Annotated in this window: 19 protein-coding genes and 2 pseudogenes; 9 read left to right on the forward strand and 12 right to left on the reverse strand. The window is 72.8% G+C overall.

The window, feature by feature from the left end; genetic code table 11:
• Positions 1-86: 86 nt before the first annotated feature.
• A complete protein-coding gene (locus tag ACLWS4_RS18730; RefSeq protein WP_416874669.1) occupies positions 87-2399 on the reverse strand; it encodes an LPXTG cell wall anchor domain-containing protein in 2313 nt (770 codons plus the stop codon).
• A 274-nt stretch (positions 2400-2673) separates the two neighbouring features.
• Between ACLWS4_RS18730 and ACLWS4_RS18735 the strand changes: the two genes are divergently transcribed.
• A complete protein-coding gene (locus ACLWS4_RS18735; protein ID WP_158077773.1) occupies positions 2674-2847 on the forward strand; it encodes a hypothetical protein in 174 nt (57 codons plus the stop codon).
• A gap of 106 nt (positions 2848-2953) precedes the next feature.
• On the opposite strand, the gene ACLWS4_RS18740 is transcribed toward ACLWS4_RS18735, so the two are convergent.
• Positions 2954-5800, reverse strand: a complete 2847-nt coding sequence (locus ACLWS4_RS18740) for an ATP-binding protein (protein ID WP_416874670.1) — start codon at positions 5798-5800, stop codon at positions 2954-2956.
• 369 nt (positions 5801-6169) lie between these two features.
• Between ACLWS4_RS18740 and ACLWS4_RS18745 the strand changes: the two are divergent.
• A pseudogene (locus ACLWS4_RS18745) lies at positions 6170-6436 on the forward strand (alpha/beta hydrolase); the annotation flags it as partial.
• A 170-nt stretch (positions 6437-6606) separates the two neighbouring features.
• On the forward strand, positions 6607-7455 hold the full coding sequence (locus ACLWS4_RS18750) for an alpha/beta fold hydrolase (protein WP_416874671.1): 849 nt from the start codon (positions 6607-6609) through the stop codon (positions 7453-7455).
• Between the two features lie 120 nt (positions 7456-7575).
• Here ACLWS4_RS18750 and ACLWS4_RS18755 read toward each other — a convergent pair whose 3' ends face one another.
• Together ACLWS4_RS18755 and ACLWS4_RS18760 are read right to left on the reverse strand one after the other, a co-directional pair.
• Positions 7576-8175 (reverse strand): RICIN domain-containing protein, encoded by a 600-nt coding sequence (locus tag ACLWS4_RS18755; protein WP_416874672.1) that lies wholly within the window; start codon positions 8173-8175, stop codon positions 7576-7578.
• Between the two features lie 23 nt (positions 8176-8198).
• Positions 8199-8816, reverse strand: a complete 618-nt coding sequence (locus ACLWS4_RS18760; RefSeq protein WP_416874673.1) for an RICIN domain-containing protein — start codon at positions 8814-8816, stop codon at positions 8199-8201.
• A gap of 113 nt (positions 8817-8929) precedes the next feature.
• Between ACLWS4_RS18760 and ACLWS4_RS18765 the strand changes: the two genes are divergently transcribed.
• Positions 8930-9910 carry an ArsR/SmtB family transcription factor gene (locus ACLWS4_RS18765; protein ID WP_380740289.1) on the forward strand — a complete coding sequence of 327 codons (981 nt, stop codon included), beginning with the start codon at positions 8930-8932 and terminating at the stop codon, positions 9908-9910.
• 97 nt (positions 9911-10007) lie between these two features.
• Here ACLWS4_RS18765 and ACLWS4_RS18770 read toward each other — a convergent pair whose 3' ends face one another.
• From ACLWS4_RS18770 to ACLWS4_RS18785, 4 genes are all read right to left on the reverse strand, one after another.
• Positions 10008-11180, reverse strand: coding sequence for a methyltransferase domain-containing protein (locus tag ACLWS4_RS18770; RefSeq protein ID WP_416874674.1), 1173 nt, complete (start codon positions 11178-11180; stop codon positions 10008-10010).
• A 3-nt stretch (positions 11181-11183) separates the two neighbouring features.
• Positions 11184-11342: a hypothetical protein gene (locus ACLWS4_RS18775; protein WP_181970350.1), complete on the reverse strand. Its 159-nt coding sequence runs from the start codon at positions 11340-11342 to the stop codon at positions 11184-11186.
• A 138-nt stretch (positions 11343-11480) separates the two neighbouring features.
• On the reverse strand, positions 11481-12323 hold the full coding sequence (locus ACLWS4_RS18780; RefSeq protein ID WP_416874675.1) for a helix-turn-helix domain-containing protein: 843 nt from the start codon (positions 12321-12323) through the stop codon (positions 11481-11483).
• Positions 12320-13072: a DUF6879 family protein gene (locus tag ACLWS4_RS18785; RefSeq protein WP_416874676.1), complete on the reverse strand. Its 753-nt coding sequence runs from the start codon at positions 13070-13072 to the stop codon at positions 12320-12322. Before ACLWS4_RS18785 ends, ACLWS4_RS18780 begins: the two co-directional genes overlap by 4 nt.
• A 193-nt stretch (positions 13073-13265) precedes the next feature.
• Between ACLWS4_RS18785 and ACLWS4_RS18790 the strand changes: the two genes are divergently transcribed.
• The gene (locus tag ACLWS4_RS18790; RefSeq protein ID WP_416874677.1) at positions 13266-14111 is read left to right on the forward strand and encodes a helix-turn-helix domain-containing protein; all 846 of its coding nucleotides are present in this window, start codon (positions 13266-13268) and stop codon (positions 14109-14111) included.
• A 155-nt stretch (positions 14112-14266) separates the two neighbouring features.
• Here the strand turns inward: ACLWS4_RS18790 and ACLWS4_RS18795 are convergent, their stop codons facing one another.
• The 3 genes and pseudogenes from ACLWS4_RS18795 to ACLWS4_RS18805 all read right to left on the reverse strand — a co-directional run.
• Positions 14267-14509: a DUF397 domain-containing protein gene (locus tag ACLWS4_RS18795; protein WP_416874678.1), complete on the reverse strand. Its 243-nt coding sequence runs from the start codon at positions 14507-14509 to the stop codon at positions 14267-14269.
• Positions 14451-15101, reverse strand: a complete 651-nt coding sequence (locus ACLWS4_RS18800; RefSeq protein ID WP_416874692.1) for a DUF5753 domain-containing protein — start codon at positions 15099-15101, stop codon at positions 14451-14453. The genes ACLWS4_RS18795 and ACLWS4_RS18800 overlap by 59 nt, the downstream gene beginning before the upstream one ends.
• A 3-nt stretch (positions 15102-15104) precedes the next feature.
• Positions 15105-15314, reverse strand: a pseudogene (locus ACLWS4_RS18805) (helix-turn-helix domain-containing protein); the annotation flags it as partial.
• A gap of 264 nt (positions 15315-15578) precedes the next feature.
• Between ACLWS4_RS18805 and ACLWS4_RS18810 the strand changes: the two are divergent.
• The 4 genes from ACLWS4_RS18810 to ACLWS4_RS18825 all read left to right on the forward strand — a co-directional run bounded on the left by ACLWS4_RS18810 (position 15579) and on the right by ACLWS4_RS18825 (position 18137).
• On the forward strand, positions 15579-15944 hold the full coding sequence (locus ACLWS4_RS18810) for an ATP-binding protein (protein WP_074000926.1): 366 nt from the start codon (positions 15579-15581) through the stop codon (positions 15942-15944).
• Positions 15944-16204, forward strand: a complete 261-nt coding sequence (locus ACLWS4_RS18815) for a hypothetical protein (RefSeq protein ID WP_049649547.1) — start codon at positions 15944-15946, stop codon at positions 16202-16204. The genes ACLWS4_RS18810 and ACLWS4_RS18815 overlap by 1 nt, the downstream gene beginning before the upstream one ends.
• A gap of 211 nt (positions 16205-16415) precedes the next feature.
• Positions 16416-16937 (forward strand): DUF6879 family protein, encoded by a 522-nt coding sequence (locus tag ACLWS4_RS18820; RefSeq protein WP_416874679.1) that lies wholly within the window; start codon positions 16416-16418, stop codon positions 16935-16937.
• Positions 16938-17375: 438 nt separating this feature from the next.
• Complete coding sequence (locus ACLWS4_RS18825) at positions 17376-18137, forward strand: DUF1062 domain-containing protein (protein WP_416874680.1); 762 nt, start codon at positions 17376-17378, stop codon at positions 18135-18137.
• Positions 18138-18309: 172 nt separating this feature from the next.
• Here the strand turns inward: ACLWS4_RS18825 and ACLWS4_RS18830 are convergent, their stop codons facing one another.
• Positions 18310-22485, reverse strand: coding sequence for a hypothetical protein (locus tag ACLWS4_RS18830; protein WP_416874681.1), 4176 nt, complete (start codon positions 22483-22485; stop codon positions 18310-18312).
• Positions 22486-22997 lie beyond the last annotated feature (512 nt).

The following is a 22997-nucleotide window of genomic DNA, read 5'->3' on the forward strand; positions in this document are numbered from 1 at the left end:
CGGCGTGCCCGGTGGCGGACGACAGCACGGGGCCGCGCCCACGCGGGGGGCGTGGGCGCGGCCGTGGGGTCGTGCGGGTGCGGGGCTCAGCGGGTGCGGCGGCTCCTGCGCAGCAGGAGCAGGCCCGTCGCGACGGCGCCGAGCGCGGCGAGGCCGACGAAGGGCAGGACCGTGGCCGCGTTGCTCCCGGTCTCGGGCAGCTGGCCGCCGTGGCCGGGCGGCGGAGTGTGGCTCGGGCTCGGGCTCGGCTGCGGCGAGGTCGTCGGGCCGGGGCTCGGCGAGGACGTCGGGCTCGGGCTGGGCGACGGGCTCGGCGACGGGCTCGGGCTGGGCACGGTGACCGGGACCTCGGTGCGGCAGCGCGCGTCGGTCGAGCCCTGCGCGCAGTTGTTCGCGTAGGTGGTGGAGGTGACGGCGTTGCGCAGCACGGCGTCGGCGGTCAGCGTGGAGCGCACGGTGACGGAGTAGGTGATGGTCGCGGTGGCCCCGACCGGCAGGTCCCCGCTCCAGGTCAGCGTGGTGCCGGTGACCTGGACCTGGCCGCGGTCGGCGGCGGCGTCGTTGTCGTAGGCGGCGGAGTTCAGCACGCCGGCCAGGTCGTCGGTGAGCGTGACGCCGGGGGCGTCGACCTGGCTGGTGTTGGTGACCTGGATCCGGTAGCGGACGGTGTCACCGGGCTTGGCGGTGGTGGGGGTGGCCGTCTTGAGGACGGTGTAGCCGGGCACCGCGGCCACGGTGTTGCGCACGGTGTTGCTGGTGCGCTCCTGGGCCCGCCGGGTCTGGCTGCCCTCGAAGCGCAGGGTGGCGGTGTCGTCGAGGTGGGTGCCGACGGCGGTGGAGGCGTCGACGGTCACCTGGAAGGCGACGTTGGCCTCGGCGCCCGGGGGCAGGTCGGGGACGGTGCAGGTGACGGTCTGCCCACTGGCCTGGCAGGCCGGGTTGGAGGCGGGGACGAAGGTGGTGCCGGCCGGGATCGTGTCGGTCAGGGTGACGCCGGTGGCGGTGTCGAGGTCCGTGCTGCTGCCGTCCTGGCGGCGGTTGGCCACCGAGAAGGTGTAGGTGATGGTCTCGCCGGGGCCGACCAGGCCGGGCGGGTTGTCGTCGGGGCTGCCCGGCGGGGTGTTGGCCTTGGTGATCCGCAGGTCGGGTTCGAGGGCGTCGAGGGCCAGCCAGGCGGCCTGCGGCTCCAGGGCGTCGCCGGCGCCGCTGATCCGGACCAGGGCCTGCTCGCTGCCGGCCGGGATCTTGCCGGTGACGTCGATCATCCGGGCGTCGTAGCCGTAGTTGTTGACCGGGTCGGGGTCGCGGGTGGTGATGTTGGTGCCGGTGCCGTCCGCGGCGACGTGGTCGATCCGGCTGGTGAACGCGTTGTCGGTGCCGACCCCGTTGGGGCCGGGCATCGGCAGGAGGGTCAGGTTCTCCGGCGTGGAGCCGACCGCCAGGGTGTCCCCGGCGATCGGCGCGTCGCCGTCGCCCACGGTGATCCCCATGGTGGCCCGCGGGGCCGTGGTGGCGGGGGTGCGGATGCCGCCGAGCGTCAGCGTGGTCGAGTTGTCGGGGTCGCGCAGCAGCTGGTAGCCGTCCCAGACCTGGAGGTAGCGCAGCGGCTCGGCCTGGTCCTCGTACGCGACGACCAGCGACCAGCCGCCCCAGCAGCCGACGTTGTTGCCGCCGTAGTTCTGCGCGGAGGAGCGGCCGGCGCACGCCTGGATGTCGGCGACGGTGTAGCTGCCCGGGCCGGCGGCCCGGACCTCGGCCGTCACGTCCTTGACCGCCCCGCCGGCCAGCAGGGGCTCCGGCGGGTTCCCGCCGACCTTCTGGTCGAACCAGTCGTAGGTGTCCGCGGTCACCTGCTGGTAGCCGCTCGCGCCCGGGACCTTCCAGGACACCTGGTTGCCCTTGTTGATGTCCCCGGAGGTGCCGCCCGCGGTACTGGTGTTGGTCGGGTTGAACTGCCAGTACAGCCGGGCGGACAGCACGTTCGCCCCGGCCGGCAGCAGCAGCTGCGCGGAGGCGGCGTTGGGGCCCGGGGCGTTCGGGTCGACCTTGATGAACTTGGTCCGGCCGTTGTTCGAGCCCTCGGTGTCCGAGCAGACCGTGCCGTCGCTGTCGTCGCAGGTCAGCACCGAGTTGGAGGCCATCGTGAGGTTGCCGTGCGCCAGCAGGTCGACCACCGGGTCCGGGCCGATCGGACGCTGCGTCCCGGCCCCGCGCGGCTTCGGCGCGGCGGCCTCGGCGGCCCTGGCCGCCGGTTTCGCGGCCGCCCGGGCGTGCCCGGTGTGCGGCGCCCCCGCGGCGAGCGGCGGCGCCAGGGCCGCGGCGCCCGCACCGAGCACCACCGCCAGCAGCGCGGACAGGACGTGCGGTGGACGCGGCCGCAGCCGTCGGACAGGTGACACGGGAACCTCGCTGTCGGGAGGCGACACGGACAGCAGAACCTCGTACCTGCGCCGGCGGGAATCGAAGCCTGACGGGTGGTTTCTTCACCCGCCCGGGTCAGCACCGGTGGCCGGACGGCCCGGGGTGTGCCGTCCGCCGGTCCGGGGGAGCGGTGGGTACCCAGGATTCGGTACGGGGGATTGGGTAGCGGTACGCATTGTTCCCGCCCCGGCCCAGCCGGTTTCCTGGAACCCGCCCAAGCCGACGACCCCTCACCCCCCGGAGGTCGCCCCCATGACCCGTCGCGAACGCCTGCGGCTCTACGCCGACGCGCACTTCACCGCCCCGGACCCCGGACTGGTCCTGCCCGCCCGCCGCAGCGGCAGCGGCCTGCGCCGCCCGGGCCTGGCCCGCCTGGCCCGGCTCTCCCGGCTCGTCGAGCGCGCCGGCCACCACCGGCACGGCTGACCGGCCACCCACCCACCACCGGCACGGCCGACCGTCCACCCACCGGCCCGGCCGACACCACGGACAGGGTCCCGCCTCTTGAGGGAGCGGGCGGGACCCCTTTTCCTCAGGAGGCCCCGTCCTCCGCGGCCAGCGCCTCGCCCAGCCCCGCCCGGCCCACCCCCAGCTTGCGCAGCGCGCTCGCCACGTGGTGCTCGACCGTACGGGTCGACAGGAACAGCGCCCGGGCGATGTCCTGGTTCGCCGCACCCTGCGCCGCCAGCGCCGCGACCTGCCGCTCGCGCGGCGACAGCCGCTCGCCGTAGCCGCGCCGCCCCGGCGAGGCCGCCCGCCCCAGGCCCAGCTCGCGCCGCAGCCGCTGGCAGCGGGCCGCGTCCCAGGCCGCGCCCAGCGCCAGGTAGGCCCGCTCGGCGGCGCCGATCAGCTCCCCGGCCACCGCCCGGTCGACCCCCGCCGACACCGCGGCGCCCCGCTCCTCGGCCCGCGCCGCCTCGTACGGTCGCCCGATCTCCCGCCACAGCCCGGCGCAGCGCACGAACTCCGCGCCCGCGCCCGCCGGGTCGCCCCCGTCGGCCAGCAGCAGGCCCCGGGCGAAGGCCAGCGCCGCCAGGGGGGCCGGCGCGTCCCGGCCCTCCAGGCCCGCCCCCGCCTGCCCGGCCAGCTCCGCCGCGCCCGCCCGGTCGCCCCCGGCCAGCAGCACCTCCACCGCCACCGGCAGCAGCTCCGCCGCCCGCGGCCAGGCCCCCGCCGCGCGCAGGGTGTCCAGCGCCGGCGCGACCACCGCCGCCGCCCGCGCGACGTCGCCCTCCGCCAGCAGCAGCGCCGCCGGCCCGGCCGCCACCCGCAGCGCCCCGGTCACCTGCGACTCCCGCTCCCCGTACGGCTCCGCCTCCGCGAACCGGGCGTACGCCACCGCGAGCTGCCCGCGCGCGGCCGCCAGCCGGCCCAGCAGCAGCGCCTGCTCGATGCCGGCCATCGCGAGGTCGGGGAACTCGGCGCCCAGCGCGGCCAGCCGTTCCTCCAGCCCCTCCCACCGCCCGGCCAGCCCGTCCAGCCGCGCCAGCGCGATCCGGCTGTAGCACTCCAGGTACGGGATCGCCGCCTGTCGGGCCAGCCGCCGGCTCTCCTCCAACAGCCGCGCGGCCCGCCGGTCGTGGCCCAGCTCGACGGCGATCTCGCCCACGTTGTACAGCGCCCGGGTGGTCTGCCGGACGATCTCCGGCCGCTCCGAGCTGCGCGGCAGCGCCTCCAGCCGCTCCCACACCGACGGGTCGCCCTCGCGGGCCAGGAAGGTCAGCCGGGTGGCCCGTACGGCCGCCGCGACCTCCTCGTCCGGGCTCGCCGCCAGGACCCGCTCGGCCCGCTCCAGCCACTGCCAGGCGCGCTCGCCGGCGCCGTCGCGCTCGTTCATGGCCAGCGCCACCATCGCCCGGGCCGCCCGGTCCGGGCGCTGCTCCAGCTCCTCCAGGGACTCCTCGATCCGGTCGAAACCGGCCCGGTCCCCGCCGTGCACGGCCATCAGGAAGCCCAGCGACAGCCGGATCTCGCCCCGGTCGGGCACCGGCAGCCGCGGATCGGCGATGATCGCGGTCAGCGTCGCGGCGCTCGCCAGCGAGTCCACCCCGTCGGCGGCGATCCGCGCCAGCGCCAGCGCCGCCCGCCCGCGCCGGCGCGGGTCCAGGTCCGGCTCGTCCAGCAGCCGGCGCAGCAGCGGCCCGGCACTGCCGCTGTCCCCGAGCGCCACCGCCTGGTCGGCGGCGGCCTCCGCCACCTCCTGCCAGGCCGCCCGGTCGCCCAGCGCCAGGGTGTGATGGGCGATCTGCACCAGCGGCCTCGGCTCGCGCGCGCCCAGCGCCGCCACCGCGCGCCGGTGCAGGGCGCCGCGCCGCGGCCCCGGCAGCCGCCGGTAGGCCACCTGCTGCGCCAGGACGTGCCGGAAGCCGTACCGGGCCAGCGGCTTCTCGTTGAGCACCGCCGCCCGCAGCGCCTCGGTCAGGCCGTCCGCCGCGGCCTGCGCGTCGAGGCCGGCCACGGCGGCGAGCAGCTCCTCCCCGGCCGGCACGCCGAGCACCGCGGCCGCGCAGGCGATCGCGGCCGCGTCCGGGGACAGCACGGCCAGCCGCTCGGTGACGGCGTCGCGCAGGCCGCGCGGCACCTCGGACTGCTCCAGGTCGGCGGCCAGGTCCGCGGCGGTGGTCAGCGCGTCCGCGCCGCGCCGCTCGCCCAGCGTGATCAGGTCCTCCTCGGCGACCAGCGGCAGGCCCTCGCTGCGCTCGAACAGCACCCGGGTGAGGGCCGCGGTCGCGCGCGGGCCGAGCGCGGCCCGGGCCAGCTCGTGCACCTCGGCCTCGGCGAGCGGGGACAGCCGCAGCAGCGCGCCGCCCACCCCGGCCGGGCGCCGGTAGGCGGCGCCGAGGACGGGGGTGTCCGGCGGCAGGTCCTCGGCCCGGTAGGTGAGCACCAGGGCCAGGCCGGGCGGCACGTCCCGGGCCAGCAGCAGGAGCAGCTCGCGGGTCGCGTCGTCCACCCAGTGCAGGTCCTCGACGACCAGGACGGTCTCGCCGAGCGCGCCCAGCAGCGCCCGCACCGCCTGGACCAGCAGCCGCAGCCCCGGCGGGCCCTCGCCGGGGGCGCCCGGGGGAGGGGGCGGGAGCCGGTCGGCGAGGTCCGGCAGCAGCGGGCGCAGCGCCCCGGCACTGGCCGGGATGCGGTCCGCGGGCGGCAGGAACGGGCCGACGCCGCGCAGCGCGTCCACCACCGGGCCGAAGGGCAGCGGCTCGCGCAGCGGGTGGCAGAAGCCGGTCAGCACCCGGCGGCCCGCGGCGGCGGCCCGGGCCGCGGCCTCGGCCACCAGGCGGGACTTGCCCAGGCCGGCCTCGCCCTCGATCAGGACGACGGCGGGCGGGCGGAGCATGGAGTCGGTGAGACGGTCCAGTTCAGGTTGACGTCCCACGAACGCGAATCCGGCGCCGGGCGATCCCGGCTCGACCGGCCGGCTCACGGCCGTCCGGCGAGTTCACGTGCGCGGCGCTCGCCGAGGAGGGGTGCGAAGGCCATGGGCACATCATGCCGTGGCCGCGCCCGGGGCTCGCCGCCGGGGCGCCGTCGCCGCCGCCTGCCTCCCACCCCGGCCCCCACCCGCAACCCGGGCCCCCTCGCCCCCACCCGGTCCTGTCCGGCCCGCTCCGGCGGGGCCCCGGGCGCCACCCGTGCCCCGGCCGTCCCGGGGTGCTGCCCACGGCACCCGGCGGCGGTCCGGTACGTTGACGAACCGTCAGTTCATGCTCCCGGGCGGCATGTTCGCGAAGGCGGAGGAACCGGAATGATCGACAGGCGCACCTTCACCAGGGCCGTCGGACTCGGCGCGGGCACCACCGCGCTGTCCCTGGCCGCCCTGCCACCGGCCGCCGGGGCCGCCGGGGTTGCCGGGGCCGCTGGTCCGGCCGGGTCCCCCGTGCCCGGCCGGACCGGTTTCTCCCGCCTGGCCCGGGTCCGGGCAGGCGTGCTCGATGTCGGCTACGCCGAGGACGGGCCGGCCGACGGCCCCGCCGTGATCTGCCTGCACGGCTGGCCGTACGACATCCACAGTTAGGGCCTGTCTTCACACTCGCGTCTGCGGGGCGACGCTCCCCCAGCCTTCGGCCGGGAGGTACCCCCAGGGCACAAGCGCACCTCGCCGCGTTGTCGTCGGTCGCCAATGGCCCCCAGCCTTCGGCCGGGAGGTGCCCCCACCGCAGTGGCTCCCTCCTCCGCCTTGCGATGCACGCACCCCAACGCCGCCCCGCCCGCCCTCCGGGCGGACGACGGGAGTTTGAAGACAGGCCCTACATCGACGTCGCCCCGCTGCTCGCCGCCCGGGGCTACCGCGTGATCGTCCCCTACCTGCGCGGCCACGGCAGCACCCGCTTCCTGTCCGAGCGCACGGTGCGCAACGCCCAGCAGTCCGCCGTCGCCCTCGACGTGCTCGCCCTGATGGACGCGCTGGGCATCCGGCGGGCCGTGCTGGCCGGCTTCGACTGGGGCTCGCGCACCGCCGACATCATCGCCGCGCTGTGGCCCGAGCGGGTCAGGGCCCTGGTCTCGGTCGGCGGCTACCTGATCACCGACGTCGAGGCGCAGAAGGAGCCGCTGGCACCCGCCGCCGAGCACACCTGGTGGTACCAGTTCTACTTCGCCACCGAACGCGGGCGCCTCGCCATGGAGGACCGGGACAGGCGCCGCGAGCTGTGCCGCCTGGTGTGGCGGCAGGTCTCGCCGACCTGGGCCTTCGACGACGCCGTCTTCGAGCGCACCGCCGCCGCCTTCGACAACCCCGACTACGCGGCGATCGTCATCCACAACTACCGCTGGCGCCTGGGCCTGGCCGACGGCGAGCGCCGCTACGACGAGCTGGAGCACCGGCTCGCCGCCCGCCCCCGGATCGCCGTGCCCACCGTCACCCTCGACCCCGGCCGCGACCCCTTCACCGCCCCCGGCGACGGCGCCTCCTACCGCGAGCTCTTCACCGGGCCGTACCTCCACCGCACCCTGCCCGACGTCGGCCACAACGTCCCCCAGGAGGCACCCGAGGCCTTCGCCCGGGCCGTCCTGGACGCCGACCGCCTCTGACGGACGGGCAGCCGCCCGCCGGGGCTACGTCGGGCCGGGCCGCGTCGGGCAGGGTCTCGCGGCTTCGTGGGGGAGAAGCCGCGAGACCCGGTCACCGGCGGCCGTCCGGTCGTCCGGCCGTCAACCGGACGTCGTCCACCGCTGCTCGGAGCCGCCGGTGCAGGGCCACTGGACGACCGGGGCGCCCGGCGTCGTGCTCGAACCGCCGACCGCGGCGCACAGGCCGCTCGCCCGGTTGCTGATCTGCGCGAAGCCCGTGTCCGGGTTCGAGCCGAAGTACCAGGTCTGCTCCGGCCCCTTGTCGCAGCCGTACTGGATCAGCTGGACGCCGGCGTTCGGTGAACTCGCCGGATCGGCCAGGCACTTGCCGCTGTTCTTGTTCACGATCTCGTAGCCGCCACCGGAGTTCGGCATCGGGTAGAGGCCCCAGTACTGCTCGGCGCCGCCGTAGCAGGACCACTGGATGATCCCGGCCCCGCCCGCCGTGCTCCCGGCCCCGACCGACAGGCAGTGCTGGCTGTTGTAGTTCCAGAGCTCCACGATCTCCCCGTCCCTGACCGAGGGGGACGAGGCCGCGCCGCCCCGCTGCGTCGTGGTCGGCGCCGACGCCGAGGCCGGCGTCGCCCCGACGGCGAACGCGAGCGCGGCGAGGAGCCCGAGGGCCCCCGTGCCGAGCCTCGTCCGGGGGCGGGCCGCTGTGCTGTGGCCGGTGGTTGGCATGGGTGGTCTCCTCCGGGTCGGCGTCACGCGGTGCGGATGTCCCACCACTGCTGGGACTGGAAGTTCTTGACCCACAGCTGGGTCTGGGCGCCGTTGCCGGCGACGTTGATGTCGCGGTCCAGCACGGTGTTGTTGCCGTTGTTGTAGCGGACGTTGTAGATGGCCAGGTCCCCGGACGGGTGGTACCACTTCTGCTGGGTGGTGCCGTTGCACTGCCACAGCTGCACCCGGGTGCCGTTGCCGCCGCCGCCGTTGGTGTCGGCGTCCAGGCACATGCCCGGGAACCGCACGTTCTCCAGGCTGCCGTCGGTGGACAGGAACCACTCCTGCTGGGTGGTGCCGTTGCACCCCCACACCTGCACCCGGGTGCCGTTGCCGCCGTTGGTGGCGTCGGCGTCCAGGCACTGGCCGGTGGTCCCCCGGTACAGGCTGTAGATCCGGACGTAGAGGCCGGCGGTGAGTGCGCCGGCCTGGGTGCCCGCCTGGGTGCCGGGCGCCTGGCCCTGGCTCCAGGCCACGTGACCGGCACCACCGGTACCACCGGCGGACTCGGCGCCCTGGGCGGACGCCGCGCCCGTGGCGCCGACGACGAGGGCCGCCGTGGCGGCCACGACGGCGGCCAGCTTCTTGTGAACGATCACGGGTCCTGTTCCTCTCGGGGCTGGACTGTGCGGTGAATCCAGCAAACGCCAAGCCGATCGACCGATCGAATGATTCGATTTCTTTCGAAGGGGCTGGCGAAGGGGGAACGCGCGTGATCCGGATCCGCCTGGGGGCCCGGGGGTTGGGGGGCGTCAGGTTCGCGGTCTCACCGGTGGGCGCGGCGAAGGACCTGCTGCGCCTCGTCGGCTTCAGCCCGGGCACGCTCACCCCGCAGTGGCGGGCCAGGGCGACGGAGGCGCTGTCCCGCAACCGGCTGGGGCTGCTGGCCGTGGTCGGCGGCGGCGGTCCGCTCGGGTACGCGCCGGACTTCATCCGGCCGGAGCCCCCGGCGTTCCTGACCGACATCGACACGGCGCTGCACCAGATCGCGACGACCCCGCGGGAACGGGTCCACTACGAACTGGCGGGAGCCGTCAACGGGCACGCGTGGGACCGGGGTTCCGGCCACCCGCCGCCGCGGCAGCTGCTGCGGGCCCTGGAGCGGGGGGAGGAGTACGTCGCGCGCCGCCTCGCCGACGAGATGGCGCGGTTCTGGCACGGGGCACTGGCGACGTCGTGGCCGGGGATCCGGGCCAGACTGGAGGCCGACGTCACCGCGCGGGCGTCGGAGATCGCCCGGTCCGGGCTCGCCGAGGCGCTCAACCACCTGGCGCCGAACCTGGAGTGGCGCGAGGGCGAGCTGATCGTGCACCTGCGGACGGGCAGCATCCACCGGCTGACGGTGGACGCGGACGGGGTGATCCTGACGCCGAGCGTCTTCGTCGACTGGGCGCTGTTCTGCGCGGGCGAGCCGCCCGGTGTGCCGGCGCCGCGCACCCCGCTGATCGTCTACCCGGCCGGGCCGGCGGACTGCCTGGCACCGGAGCGGGACCACCCGCTGATCGGCGCGATGCGGCGCAGGCTGCTGGCGGAGCTGAGCCAGCCGCGTTCCACGACGGAGCTCGCGCAGCGGCTGTACCTGAGCCCGGCCACGGCCTCGTACCACTTACAGATCCTCCACCGGGCCGGCCTCGTGACCCGGACGCGGCAGTCCCGGCACGTCCTCTACCAGCGGTTGGGGGGAGCCGTGTAGACGTACGCCCGGTCGCGCCCCCGCCCGGTCGCGCCCCGCCCGGGGGAGGGCGAGGGGTGCGGAGTGGGAAGTCGGCCGGGCCGACTTCCCACTCCGGTCAGTGCGGCGCCGGTACGGGGTTGTCCGGCCTGTCCAGCCACACCGTCTGCCCCTCGGGCGTGGCGGTGAGCCCGAACCGCTCGAAGCCGGGCTGCCCCCGGCGACGCCACCAGCGCCAGGCCGCCTCCACCTCGTCCCACAGGCCGCGGGGGCCGGACTGCACCACCGCGTAGGCGGTCCGGCCGGGCTCCCAGTCGGCGGTGGCCCAGGACGTGACGGCCGTGTCGTGGAGCCACAGCGTGTACGTGCCGTCGGCGTACCGCTCGGTCAGCGGGAACGCGCCGGGCACCTGCACGCCGATGGCGAACATGGCCGGCCACCCGCCGACGGCGTCGGGGGAGAGGGCCGTCGACGAGACCGCCCCGTCGGCCGGCCACGGCCCGGACAGGTACTCCAGGCTGCCGGGCCGAACGGTCCGCTGCCGGCGCAGCCGCATGAAGGCGGACGACCTGACGAACCGGCCGCTCGCCGTGCCGTCGTCGCCGACCGTGAGCCGGACGACGGCCTCCCCGCCGTACTCGGGCGCCCACGGGGCGACGATCACGGCGCCGGGCCGGGACTGCTCGATCCAGGCGTACGGAATCCGGTGGACCGAACAGGTGGCGATCACCCGGTCGAACGGCGGGCCGTCGGCGAAGCCCTCCGAGCCGTCGCCCACCACGAGCCGGGGCCGGTACCCGGCGCGGGCGAGCCGGTGCCGTGCGGCGGCCGCGCTGTCCTCGTCCACCTCGACCGAGACGACGTTCCCGGCCCCCGCGCGGTGGGAGAGCAGAGCGGCGTTCCACCCGGTGCCGGTGCCGATCTCCAGCACCCGGTCGCCGTCCGCCATGCCCAGGGCGGCGAGCATGGAGAACACCATCGTCGGCATGGAGCTGGACGAGGTGGGCACGGTGCCGCGGTCGAACCCGCTGTGCTCGCCGTCGTCCCACTGCGTGGTGAGCGGCGCGTCGGAGTAGACGGCGCCCAACCACCCGTCCGGATCGGCGAAGCGGTGCACGGACTCGCCTTGGCGCACCCCGTCCGCCCGGCCCGGCCAGATCAGGTCAGGGACGAACCAGTGGCGCGGAACGGCGTGGTACGACGCCAGCCAGTCGGGGGCGAGGGACCCGTTCGCGATGAGCGCGGAGGCCAGCCTGGCCCGGCCGGCCTCCGCTTCGTGCCGGTCGCTCATGCCTCAGTGCCCGGACGCCGGGCCGCTGCCGTCCGAGGTGTTCCCGCCCTCGTCGCTGCCGCCGCCACCGTGCTTGTTGCCGCTGCTGGAGTCGTCCTGCTGACCGCCGCCCTGGCCGTTGCCCTGGCCGCCACCGTGCTTGCCACCGTCGAACTCGGGCATGCGCTTCCCCTTTTTGCTGTCGGTCGACTCCCGTGCCGCTCACGGGTGTCAGTGAGCACGTTAGGCGTGTCCGATGCGAGGGCGGGCGCGTGATTCTCGGGTATTCGAGCCGCTGGGAGCGGAGTTCGCGGGGATTCCTCACCCGCCCCCGAGAGCCCGGCGGCACCGCGCGATGACCCGGTGGGCGTCGGCGCCGTAGACGGCGGAGTCGGCCAGCGTGTCCCAGACGCGCCGGTACAGCGCCACGTTGTCCGGCTGGTCGAGCCAGAGTTCGGCGTGCCAGTCCTCGACGACGACGAGCCGGTCGTCGTGGATCCAGAAGCCGTTGGCCGGCGGCAAGGTGAGCGAGGCCTCGAACGGGACGATGCCCAGGGAGACGGTGTCCAGCCCGATCACGCCGCTGAGCCGGTCGAGTTGGGCGGCCATCACGGCCGGGGGGCAGATCAGACCGCGCAGCGCGGATTCCCACATGACGATGTGGTACTTCCGGCCCGGCCGGTACAGGCTCTCCTGCCTCTGGACGCGGGCGCGTACGGCTTCCTCGACGTCGCGCGGTGACCGGTGGAGGTCGACGAAGGCGCTGAAGACATGCCGGGCGTAGTCGGGCGTCTGGAGCATGCCGACGATCGTGGAGTTCTGCCATGCGCGCATGACCGTCGAGCGGTCGTGTTCGGCGGTCAGCGTGTCCTGCACCGGCTTGTGCCCGGCGGCCAACTGCCGCCGCCAGGAGCGGGTTCCCGATTCGAAGGCGCGCAGCCTCGCCGACAGCTCGGCCGCCGCCCCGGGCTGCCCGACGCCTTCGGCCCACGCCTTGAGGTCGTCGTGGGTGGCCGTCTGCCGGCCGGTCTCCAGCTTGCTGACCTTGGACTGCGTCCAGCCCAGCCGGTCGGCCAGTTGCCGGCCGGTGAGACCGCCCCCGGCGCGCAGCTCACGGAGCCGCAGGCCGAGGGCGGTTCTGGCGTGCTGGAAGTCGGTGCTCACATGCCGGACGGTACCCCAGCGGCGAACTCGCGGTGCGGGGTGGCGTAGTGCCAGGCGGCGTCCCGTTCCTGGCAGGCGCGGGCCACCTTCACCGGGTCGGTGATCACCTCGATCTCGGTGATGTCGTCCTCGGCGTCGAAGTGCAGCAGGGCGAGGTAGCGCGAGTCGAACAGCCAGGCGTCCTCCGCCGGGAGGCCGAGCCGCTCGGCGTCGGCACGCCAGAGGTAGCGGATGTCCTCGCCGACCAGGCCGTTCCGCTCGGAGTTGTTGAGCAGGTACCGCTGCCCGACGGTGGGCGGGTTGTCCATGATGCGCACCCGCTCGAACCGCTTGCCCAGGTCCGACTGTTCGCGGCGCGTGCGGCACCAGGGGTGGTCCAGGTCCCATGCGGGGGCCTGTCCGGCCACGAACTGCCGGTAGGTCTCGGACTCCTCGTCCGACCGGTAGCGGCGGCGGGTCTCCAGCCGGAAGGCCGTGTGCTGGAAGGTCGTGAACATCTCCTCGAACTCGTCGTAGTCGACCAGCACGCGTTCGCGGTCCACGTCGCGCGGCGCGAAGTCGGCGAGCAGCGTGCGCGGCACGGTCACGAATCCCTCGCCGGGCTTGACGGCGCGGAGCTGGGCGATCTCGTCGGGGTCGGTCACCAGGTCTCCCTGCACGATCACCTCCCCGGTCTCCGCGTCCTCGTAGAGCGTCGGGCATCCACTGTTGTCCGAGGTGCTCCCGATGTACCGCAGTCGTCGGCTCATGGCCACTCCCCTCGAAGTCGATCAGGCTGACTCAGGATGCCCGGAGGATCACGTGGAGTGAGTGATGATTCTCGAATATTCTCCTGCGGTGGGCGGTTGGTGTGGTGCTCTCTCGCGCCTGCCAGGCCCGTGACGCCGCCTGGCACCACGCGGTGCGCTACGCGGAGTTCCGGGCTCAGGTAGTTTCCGTCATGTGAGCACCGACTTTCAGCAGGAACGGGTTGCCCTCGGTGCCCGGATGCGTGAACTCCGCGCCGAGAGCGGCTTGTCCGGCCGCGCCCTGGCCGCGTTGTTGGGTTGGCCGCAGTCCAAGGTCAGCACGTTGGAGAACGGAAGGCAGTCGCCCGGCACGGCGGATCTTGTCGCGTGGGCGGAGGCCGTCGGCAAGCCTGACGCCGCTGCCGAACTCGTGGGCCGACTACGGACGCTGGAGACGCAGTACCGGTCGTGGAGGCGCCAACTCGCGGGTGGCGCGCGACCGGTGCAGGAGGCGCATGCCGCACTGGGAAAGAAGACCGGGCATCGTCAGTCGTTCGATCCGACTCTCATTCCCGGCCTGCTGCAGACGGCTGCGTACGCTCGGGCGGTCCTTGCCCGATACACCAGGGTTCATCCCTCGATCAGTGATGTCGAGGCGGCGGTGGCGGCTCGGATGGAGCGCCAGAGGGTGCTCGCCGATCGCTCGCGTTCGTTCCACTTCCTGGTGTGGGAAGGGGCGCTCCTGTCCCGTCTCTGCTCGCCGGCCGTGATGGCCGCCCAGATGAAGGCTTTGATGCCGTGGCTGGCGGGTGGGAACGTCCGGTTGGGAATCGTTCCTTTCGAAGCCGATCTGCACGTGCCTGCGGGAGTCGGGTTCTCGATCCATGACGGCACGTTGGTGATCACCGAGTCCTGGCACGCGGAGATGTGGCTGGACGATCCGGCGGACGTCGCGCTCCACATCCGGGCATGGGACGCGCTGGCGGAGAGCGCCGTGTACGGTCCGGCGGCACACCGGGTGATCGTCAGGTCCTGGCGGGTGCCGCGTGATGATCACTGAGGAAGCAGGGTCCCTCTGTCGGCGGGTCCTTGCGGAGCGCAAGAACCCGCCGGGTGGCGGACAACGGTCTCCGGTTCCGGGGACGACGGTGTCGGAGCGGTTCGGTGGGGTGTCTGCGCAGGAAGTCGGGCGGGCCGACTTCCTGCGCACAGGGTTCAGGCGTGGTGGTCGAACTCGCCGGCCTTGATGCCGTGGAGGAGGGCGGCGAGGGCGGTTGGGGTGGTGCGGAGGATGAGGTGGCCCTCGTCGGACTCGCGGAGTTCGACCGTGCTGTTGACCGTGCGGACCTCCACGCACTCATTGCTTGAGGCGCTGTATCTGGACTTCTGCCATGCCGACTCAGGCATACGTATCTTCCAGTTCCTTCTTGATGGATCGGATGAAGTTTCGAGACCCATCTTCAGGGAGAGCTGTGGTGTCAAGACGTGCGAAGATCACCCGATACCTGGCAAGGTCTGCTGGAGAGTCGAAGAACAGGGCTCCCTGCGAGACGTCCAACTGGATCGTGTCGAGTTCGGGGACCGATCCTTCCGCGAACGTCAGGTTCTCTCCGGCGCCGGGGAACGTGTCGACCGCGAAGGGGACGACTCGAACGGAGATGCCGGGCTGTTGGGAGTCTTCGAGTAGGGCATCAAGCTGGTCCACGAGTACCTTCGGCCAACCGAACTGCATCCTTAGCGCGGCTTCGTGGATGAATGCCCGGAACGGTGTTCGGCCCGATCGGATGACCTGCTGCCTCTGGATGCGGAACGCGGTTCGGATGTCGACATCCTTGCGGGGGAGCGGTGGATAGATCCTCTTGAAAACAGCCGAGGCGTAGCTGGCGGTCTGAAGGGGCCCAGGGATGTACGTGGTGGTGCACATGGAGAGCTTCTCCGCGTGGCCCTCGATCTCGGCGACCTCAAGGTAGTCCGATGTGAGGACCTCGCTGTACTCCTCCCACCAACCCTTTCCCCTCTCCGTGATTATGGCGGCGAGCGCATCGATCAAGGGTCGATTGGCGCAGTTGCATGCAGCCGCGATGGTGTGGAGCCGTTCGACACTGATGCCGATCCGGCCTGATTCCATCTGAGTCACCTGGGCTGGACTCATGCCTACGGAACGACCGAGCTGCGAGCCACCGAACCCGGCCTGCTCGCGAATTCTTCGCAGCTCAGTGCCAAGCCTGCGCTGACGGAGCGTTGGGTTCGATCGTGGCGGCATAGCTTCCTTCCAGGCGTGCGTGTGGCCAGTGTGCCGCGCGTGTCGATCGGCGGTCCACCAGTTGCCACCCTAGGGTGAACTTCCCCAAGGAGTGGAAAATTGGATACTGGCCTGCGCTAGGGTCGATCTCACATCGATCCGACGGATCGTCAGTAACGCCTGCTAGCAAGCACCGCAGAGCAGCCATGTCCTTCTCCACCGGCCTGGCTCACGGCGACACATGTTCCGCCGGTTCCCCCTCACTCACGCCTCGGGAGAACTCCCATGCGTCACATCAACACCCCCACCATCGCGGTCGCGCGGCAGACGCTCCGCAACACCATGACCCGCGTCGGCTGGCCTGCCTCGCCGATCTTCGACGCGCAGCTCGCGCTCTGCGAGCTCCTCGTCAACGCGTGGCGGCACACCGAAACCCCCGCGCCGCTGGTCGAGATCATCTCCGAGGGGGACGTCCTCCGGGTCTCCGTCACGGACGAGAGCCCGGTGCTGCCCTCCGCCCCGCCGCTGTCCCTGCTCGCCGAGTCCGGCCGGGGCCTCCAGCTCGTCGCCGCCCTCACCCACGGCTGGGGTGTCGACCCGCACGAGCGTGCCAAATCCGTCTGGTTTGAGCTGCGGAAGGGCGCCGTCTGATGATCTACCGCCCCGGCCGTCACCCGATGCTGCCGACCGACCCCCGGATCCGCTACTACACCGAGGACCACATCAGCGCCCTCCTGGACGAAGTCGTGGAGCGGGGACGGGAGTTCGGCCTGATCTTCCCCTCGATCGGCACCGACCGGACCATGGACGGCCGCGTCCTCGTCCGCTTCAACACGGCGCCGGCCTCAACTCTCCTGAACCTCCTCACCCTGCTCCTCGACGCCGAGCGCAGGACCTCGTGCGATACCTGATCGGGACGGCCTTCGCCGTCCTCCTCGCCCTCGCGACCGCCATCGTCGCCCTGGGCGTCGTCACCACCCTCCGCGCGGCCCCGCCCGACGAGGACGCCTGACCCGCCAGCCCCCGCCGCCCACGCGCCGGGGGCTGCGGCACTGCTTCCTTCACGCCCTTGGCGGCCCTTCACCGGAGGGCCGTGATCCAGTTCATCCCCCCGGCCGGACAGTGAGGTCAACGGCGGTTCGTGAGCAGTCGGCCAGGGCGCGGTGCTCGGCGGTGCATCCGGAGATGCGCGACGGCTGCACGCTGGACGACCCCGAGTTCATCGCCTGGCAGCAGGGCAGGTGGCTCGATCCGGCGGACCGCGAGTCCTGGTGGCGGTCGCGGCTGGACGTGGTGGCCGAGGCGACCGGCCGTGGGGTCGCCATGCGCCGACTGCGTGTCGTCTCCGAGCCGGTGACCGACTACATCCGGTACGAGTACGCCGTGACGTTCCCGAACATCGCGGCGGGGGAGGACGCGTGGTGGCTGCCGCGTTCCCGCGCCGGCGACCTGCTCCTGCCCGGCCTGGACGGCTGGGTCATGGACGACGAGGTGGTGATCCTGCACCACTTCGCCGGGAACGGGCAGTGGGCCGAGGCCGGTATGGAGGTCCGGACCGATCCGGACCTGGCCCAGCGGTACCTGGCGGCCTACGAGGTCGCATGGGAACGGGCGACGCCGCACGCGGACTACCGTCCCGCCTGACCGACCGACCGTCCATGGCCGTCCCGGCATCAGCCCCTGCCACCCCGGCAGCGACTCGCACGGACCGGGCTGGTTGCGGTGGTCCCGGCCCGGCCGGGACCACCGCACCACGGACCCGACCCCAGCGCCCGGGTGCGCCGGGCGCGGGGGTCGGGTCCGTGGCCCCGGCGGTGCCGGGAGGTGGGCGGGGCTGCGCGCGAGCGCCGGCCGAGGGCGGGGGGAAATCCGGTTGCCGCGGGGCGCCGTCCCGATCATGATCTCCCGCATGGACTTTTGATGACTGCCACGTAGTACGTACCTGTCGCGCGATCGACCTCGGAGCCTGACGAACCGGCCCCGGGGCGATCGGTCGCGCCCCTCGTGAGCATCCGTCAGAGAGCGGGAGCAGCCGAGTGAGTTCGGCATGCCCTCCTGCTGAGTCCTGAAAGCACCCAACACATGAATACCGACCGCAAGGCCCTGTGGGCCGTGCGTCAGTCCGCCCTGCCCACCGTCGTCCGGCCTTGCCCGGACTGCCCCGGCACGCGGCACCGCGCCTCGGGGAAGATCCGCGTCAACGCGAACGGCAAGCTGCTCGACGTCTGGCTGCTGCTGAGCTGCGCGACGTGCGACCGGACCTCGAAGGCGCCCGTCCACGAGCGCGCCCACGTCTCGACGCTGGAGCCGGCCCGGCTGGTGGCGTACGAGACCAACGACCCGGCAGCGGTACGGGAGTTGGTGATGAGCGCGTCGCTCGCGGCGAAGAACCGGTACCGGCTCGACTGGACCGGGACGTGGGAGCTGGAGGCCCGCATGCCGCTGTACGCGCTCGACGACCCGAACCCGCTCCCGGTGCGGGTGCGCTTCGAGCTGCCCGCGCCGGTCCGGGTGGAGCGGCTGCTCCAGCTCGGTCTCGGCCTGAGCCGGGCCGAGGTGCGCCGCCTGGTCGCGGACGGCCGGATCCGCCTGCCGTTCGCGCCGGACGCCAAGGCGCACCAGGACTTCGAACTCACCATCCACGGCCCCGGTTCCGTCGACGAGGCCAAACGCGCGAAGTCCCCCGACACACCCGCCGCCGAACGCACCGACCCGGCCCGGATCGGGCTGCCGCCCGCACCCGGCCGGGAGTTCCCACGCCGGGCCACGGCGGCTGGGACCCATCCGGTCGGTCATGTGCGGAGCCGGAAGGCGAGGGCGGCCGTGGTGACCGTGCCGAGGTAGACGCACCCGCGTTCGTCGTAGCGGGCCGCGACTGCTCCGGCGTGCCCGAGCTTGTCGACGGCCCGTTCGACGGCGTTCCGGTCCTCGCACCGCTCCTCGCCGAAGCCCGGTAGCCGCCCTCCGCGCGATCCCTCGCGCGGAGGGCGGCCTGGCTGTCCTACCTTGTCGGTGCTCAGACCTGGTACCAGGAGCGGAAGTCGGATCCAGGAGTGGGCTGGTCGATCGCCCAGGTGGCTCCTGCGACGTCGGTGGTCATGACGATCATGGCCCCGTTGTCGAGGAGTGTGACGCGCGGGTCTCCGGCGAAGGTCATGTTCGGGTTGCCGAGGTAGGCGCCGGTGCTGAACCCGGTGGTCGGGCCGCCCTGGCCGAACAGGGCGATGTGCCCGTTGCTCGTGCGGGCGACGATGTTGACGGTACCTCCGGCTCCGGCGGACAGCACGATGCTGGTGGCGCCGCCGGTACCGCCGCTGACGCTGATCCTGTACCACTCGCGGAACGCCGTCCCCGGCGCGGCCTGGTCGATGGCCCAGACGTCGCCGTTGACGTCGATGGCGGCCACGATCATGGTGCCGTTGGAGGCCGTGGTGACGCTCGGATCCCCGGCGAAGACGGGCGAGGTGGTGCCGAGGTAGGCACCCGGGCTGTATCCGCTGGTGGGGCTGCCCTGGCCGAAGTAGCCGATGTGCCCGTTCGTCGTGCGGGCGAACAGATTGGCGGTCCCGCCTCCCGCGGGCGACAGGACGGCCGCGGAGCGACCCGTGAGGCCGCCGCTGGCGCTGACCTTGAACCAGGCACCGAACGCGGCGCCGGGCGCGGGCTGGTTGGTCGCCCACAGGTCGCCGGCCGTGTCGACGGCGGTGACGATCATGCTGCCGTTGGCGGCGAGGTTGACGGCGGGGTCCTGAGCGAACACCGGCGCGGAACTGCCGACCACCGCGGCGGGGCTGAAGGCCGAGGTGGGCCCGGTCTGGGCGTAGTCGACGATCTGGCCGGTACGGGTGCGGGCGAAGACGTGCACGGTGCTACCGGCGGCCGGCGACAGGATCGGCGCGGGGTCACCAGTGTGGACGCCCGGGCCGCTGAGCGCGTACCAGCTGCGGAAGCCACCGGTGGTGCTCGTCTGGTTGGTCGCCCACAGGCTTCCGTCGGCGTTGGTCTTGACCGCGACGAGGGTGCCGTCGGCGGCGCGTGTCATCGCCGTCGCCGGGCTGCGCAGGCTCTGCCCGCCGTCCAGCGCCGTGACGGTGTGCAGGTTGCCCTGGGCTGCCAGGCGCGGCTGCCCGAGCCCGGTGGGCGTGCCCGGGTACATCAGCAGGCAGCCGGTGGGGCAGGTGGTGGTCTGGGCGGTCCCGTCGGCGGTGTAGTAGGTCACCGGGGTGGCGGGATCGGCCGGGGTGGTGGCGAGGATGTCGCCGGTGGTCTGGCCCGGGGTCGGGGTGAACAGCCGGTAGCCCTTGCCGCTGTCGGCGACGCTGCCGTGCAGGTTGCCCGGGGTCGTGATCAGGGGCCGGTGCTGGGGGTCGAAGCCGGTGGCGTAGACCGTGCCGTCGGCGGGGGCGCCGACCTGGTAGCCGCGGCCGTCGGCGTTGCGGCCGCCTAGGACGAGGCGGACGCGTCCGTACTCGGCGTCGTTCGGGTCGGTGGTGCTGCGTCGGGCGAGCAGGTCGGGGATTCCGTCGCCGTTGACGTCGCCGGGGGCGAGGACGTCGTAGTCGCTCCAGCCGGAGGCGGAGACGACGGTGCCGGGCTTCAGCTTGTTGGTGCCGGTATCGGCGGCGAGGGGGCCTTCCACGGTGCCGCTGTAGAGGACGAGAGCGTCGCCGTCCTTGGCGATCAGGTCGTTCCCGGCACGACCGTCGAGGTTGCCGGTGGCGACGATCTGGCTGGTGCCGGACCAGTCGCCCCCGCTGGGGTGGACCAGCTCGGTGCGCTTGGACTCGTCGGGAGCGCCCAGGCCGTTGCCGGGGTAGAGGTAGAGCCGGGTGCCCTGCTTGACGAGGAAATCCTCGTAGCCGTCCTCGGTCTGGCCCGGGTTCTGGTTGGTGAAGTTGCCCCGATGGGTGATCAGAGCACCGGACCAGCCGGGGTTGGCGACGGTCCGGGGCTGGTCGAAGGTGCCGTCGCCGCGACCGGGGTAGAGGACGAGTTCGCCGGTGCTGGTGGCGGCCACTAGGTCGGCGTGCCCGTCACCGGTCAGGTCGCCGAGGCGATCGCGCAGAAGGGTCGGGTCGGTGGCGTCGCGGACGAACTCGGGGAACGCGGTCGTGATCAGCCTGGTGCTGGAGTTGGGGCCGCCGTCCGAACCGTCGTACGGGGAGAGGTTGCCGGCCTTGTCCATGGCCTGGACGGTGAGCCGGTTGGTCGGCCACATGGTGGGTGTGAACGAGACGGTCGCGGTTCCGTCCGGGCCGGCGTCCACCCAGGTGCCGCCGCAGCCCTGGTTGACCACGGGCAGGGGCTTGTTGAGGGAGTAGCAGAAGCCCTTCAGGCCGAACTGGTCGCTGGAGGCGAACTTGACTGTGCGCGGGGTGCGGGCGGGCACGTCCTCGACGTCGATGCTGTGGCCGTCCGCGGCGGTGACGGTCGGCTTGGACGGCGGAGTGCTGTCCACGTTGAAGCCGCAGTCGCGGCCGAAGCCCGAGCCGGCGATGCCGTCCTCGGCCTGGACGCGCCACTTGTAGCGGCCGCCGTCACGCATCTTGGCCCAGCCGAGCCTCGTGATGGCCCAGGTCCCACCGGGGGCAGAGGCGCGATCGACCAGGATGTACTGCCCTGTGTCGTGGTCCCAGGCCTCGAACTTGGCACTCAGGCCGACGTCGCTGTCAGGGTCGGAGATCCTGGCGGTCAGGACGACGTCGTTCCGGCCGACGGTGGGCCAGGCGGCCGGGTCGCTGACGCACGGTACGTTGACGTTGCTGCTGCTGCCCGGCGTCCACTGCCCCTCCCAGGCCGCGTAGTCGTTGAGGATGGGGGGCCGGTTGTAGGTGATCTCCAGCCAGGGGTTGTTCTTGAACCGCTTGTAGCTGTTCTTGTTGCCGAGGTAGTTGTCGGGGGTGCGCAGTCCGAAGGTGACGCTGTTGTCGCCCCGGTCGGCGACGCCCTGGACGACCTGGCGCAGGTTCTCGGTGCTGAAGTCCGCGCCCTGCACGCCGGGGCAGTAGGTGGGGTTGCCATGGGCGAAGGCCTTGGCGTCGAGCTGCCACAGCCAGGGTGCCTGGTTGTTCCAGGTCGGCGTGGTGGTGTCGATGGGGCCGGTGGCCCAGAGCTCGGTGTTGCCCGCCGCGGCCGGGTCGCAGCCCCAGGAGTGGGTCTCCTCGACGTGGAAGGTCGCCGACATGATGGTGGACCCGGCCAGGCCGCGGGTGTTCATCTCGAAGTAGGAGCGGGTGTTGCCGCTGCCGTTGTAGCCGACGCGGGGCTCGTCCGCCGGGTTGTCGGAGTGCCAGCCGTTGCCGTCCGGGTAGGCGTCGTTGGGCGTGGCGGAGTAGACGACCGCCCAGCGGTTGCGCCAGCCGTCGGTGAACGTCGGGTCGATGACGACCGGGAAGACGGTGTCCGGGCCGTGCAGCAGGTCGGCGTCCGGGGTGACCCGCAGGGTGTCCGCGGTGATCTCGGTGGCCATCGTCTTCGGTGCGTGCTCGGCACCGTCGGGGGTGGCCGGGGCCGACGGCGTGGTGCTGTCGGCGGCTGGGGCAGCTGCCAGTGCGGCTTTGGCCTTCAACGGGGAGGCTGCGGCGGTGGGCTGCTGCTGTTGGGCGACGGTGGCGGCTGGGGCGTGGGAGTCCCACATCCGCGGGGCCTCCGCCGTGAAGACCGTGCCGCCGGCGGCGTCGGTCGCGGCGATCCGGCCGTCCTTGTCGGCGTTGAGGGTGATGCCCGAGGTCTTCAGGCCGTAGGTGACCTGGGCCAGGCGGGGATCGTTCGCGGCCTGGCGGGTCTTGACGATCAGCTGGTGGGCGAAGCCGTCGGCCTCGGCGAGGACCTTCAGGTCCACGCCGGGCAGTACGTCGCGGTACAGGGCCGTGCTGCCGTTCAGCTCGGGCTGCGGCAGCGGCGTCGACCAGGTGATGGCGAGGGACTTGCCGTCCTTCTGCATGGTCGCCAGTGCAGTGCTGCCGCCTGCGGAGAACGTCATCGGGAAGACGGAGGCCTTCGGCGCGATCGTCCCATCGCTGCGGCGCTCCAGCGTGGCGTCGGCCGGCTGCCACTGCCCACCGACCTTCGCGCGGACCGGCCGTGCGTGCCGGCGCAGGGTGAAGCTGCCGTCCGGGTTCGCCAGGAGGTCGGTCGTCTCGTCCTGCCGACCCGCGACCTCGACAGGCTTTCCGACCTGATGAGCCTTCAACAAGGCATCTTGTTCGGGGGCGTTCGGCTGGGAAGTGGTGGATGTACGTCCGGTATCCGCGCGGGCGGGAATTGGTCCCATCGCTGCGATTCCGACGGCGGCCGCTGCGATCAGCGCGGCCGCCGACTTCTGAGCCGTTCGCCCTATTCGGTGGGCGTTGTGATGGTGCATCCACTTCACTTTCTGTTCGATTCGAGGGCGCCCCCATCATGCAAGCGAGTGGTGACGATCCGGTGGAGTGTGAGGCGGCTGGTTCTGGAGGGAGGGGGAAATCTGATGCCACATTGTGATCACGCAGTGCGGAGAGTGAGCAAGGATAGAGGACTTTATGAGACAAACCATCCCTATACGTCACGCCGCCAAGGCAGGGGAGTTCCACTGAGTATGCAAAGGAGTTATAAAAGAGAGATAAATGACTCTGAGTCGAGTGCGTGACGAATCATCAACGAGCATCTCGTCAGAAGCCCTTGGTAGCGTCTCGCCGGGTGTGATCGCACCCGCACAAGACGACC

Source organism: Kitasatospora sp. SC0581, from assembly GCF_048159585.1.
Lineage (GTDB): Bacteria > Actinomycetota > Actinomycetes > Streptomycetales > Streptomycetaceae > Kitasatospora.

What these genes read in the sequence shown, in the direction of transcription:
- ACLWS4_RS18735 (WP_158077773.1), top strand. Translation starts at nt 2,674, where the DNA reads ATGACCCGTCGCGAACGCCTGCGGCTCTACGCCGACGCGCACTTCACC.
- ACLWS4_RS18750 (WP_416874671.1), top strand. Translation starts at nt 6,607, where the DNA reads ATGCACGCACCCCAACGCCGCCCCGCCCGCCCTCCGGGCGGACGACGG.
- ACLWS4_RS18755 (WP_416874672.1), bottom strand. Translation starts at nt 8,175, where the DNA reads ATGCCAACCACCGGCCACAGCACAGCGGCCCGCCCCCGGACGAGGCTC.
- ACLWS4_RS18770 (WP_416874674.1), bottom strand. Translation starts at nt 11,180, where the DNA reads ATGAGCGACCGGCACGAAGCGGAGGCCGGCCGGGCCAGGCTGGCCTCC.
- ACLWS4_RS18775 (WP_181970350.1), bottom strand. Translation starts at nt 11,342, where the DNA reads ATGCCCGAGTTCGACGGTGGCAAGCACGGTGGCGGCCAGGGCAACGGC.
- ACLWS4_RS18785 (WP_416874676.1), bottom strand. Translation starts at nt 13,072, where the DNA reads ATGAGCCGACGACTGCGGTACATCGGGAGCACCTCGGACAACAGTGGA.
- ACLWS4_RS18795 (WP_416874678.1), bottom strand. Translation starts at nt 14,509, where the DNA reads ATGGGTCTCGAAACTTCATCCGATCCATCAAGAAGGAACTGGAAGATA.
- ACLWS4_RS18810 (WP_074000926.1), top strand. Translation starts at nt 15,579, where the DNA reads ATGCGTCACATCAACACCCCCACCATCGCGGTCGCGCGGCAGACGCTC.
- ACLWS4_RS18815 (WP_049649547.1), top strand. Translation starts at nt 15,944, where the DNA reads ATGATCTACCGCCCCGGCCGTCACCCGATGCTGCCGACCGACCCCCGG.
- ACLWS4_RS18825 (WP_416874680.1), top strand. Translation starts at nt 17,376, where the DNA reads ATGAATACCGACCGCAAGGCCCTGTGGGCCGTGCGTCAGTCCGCCCTG.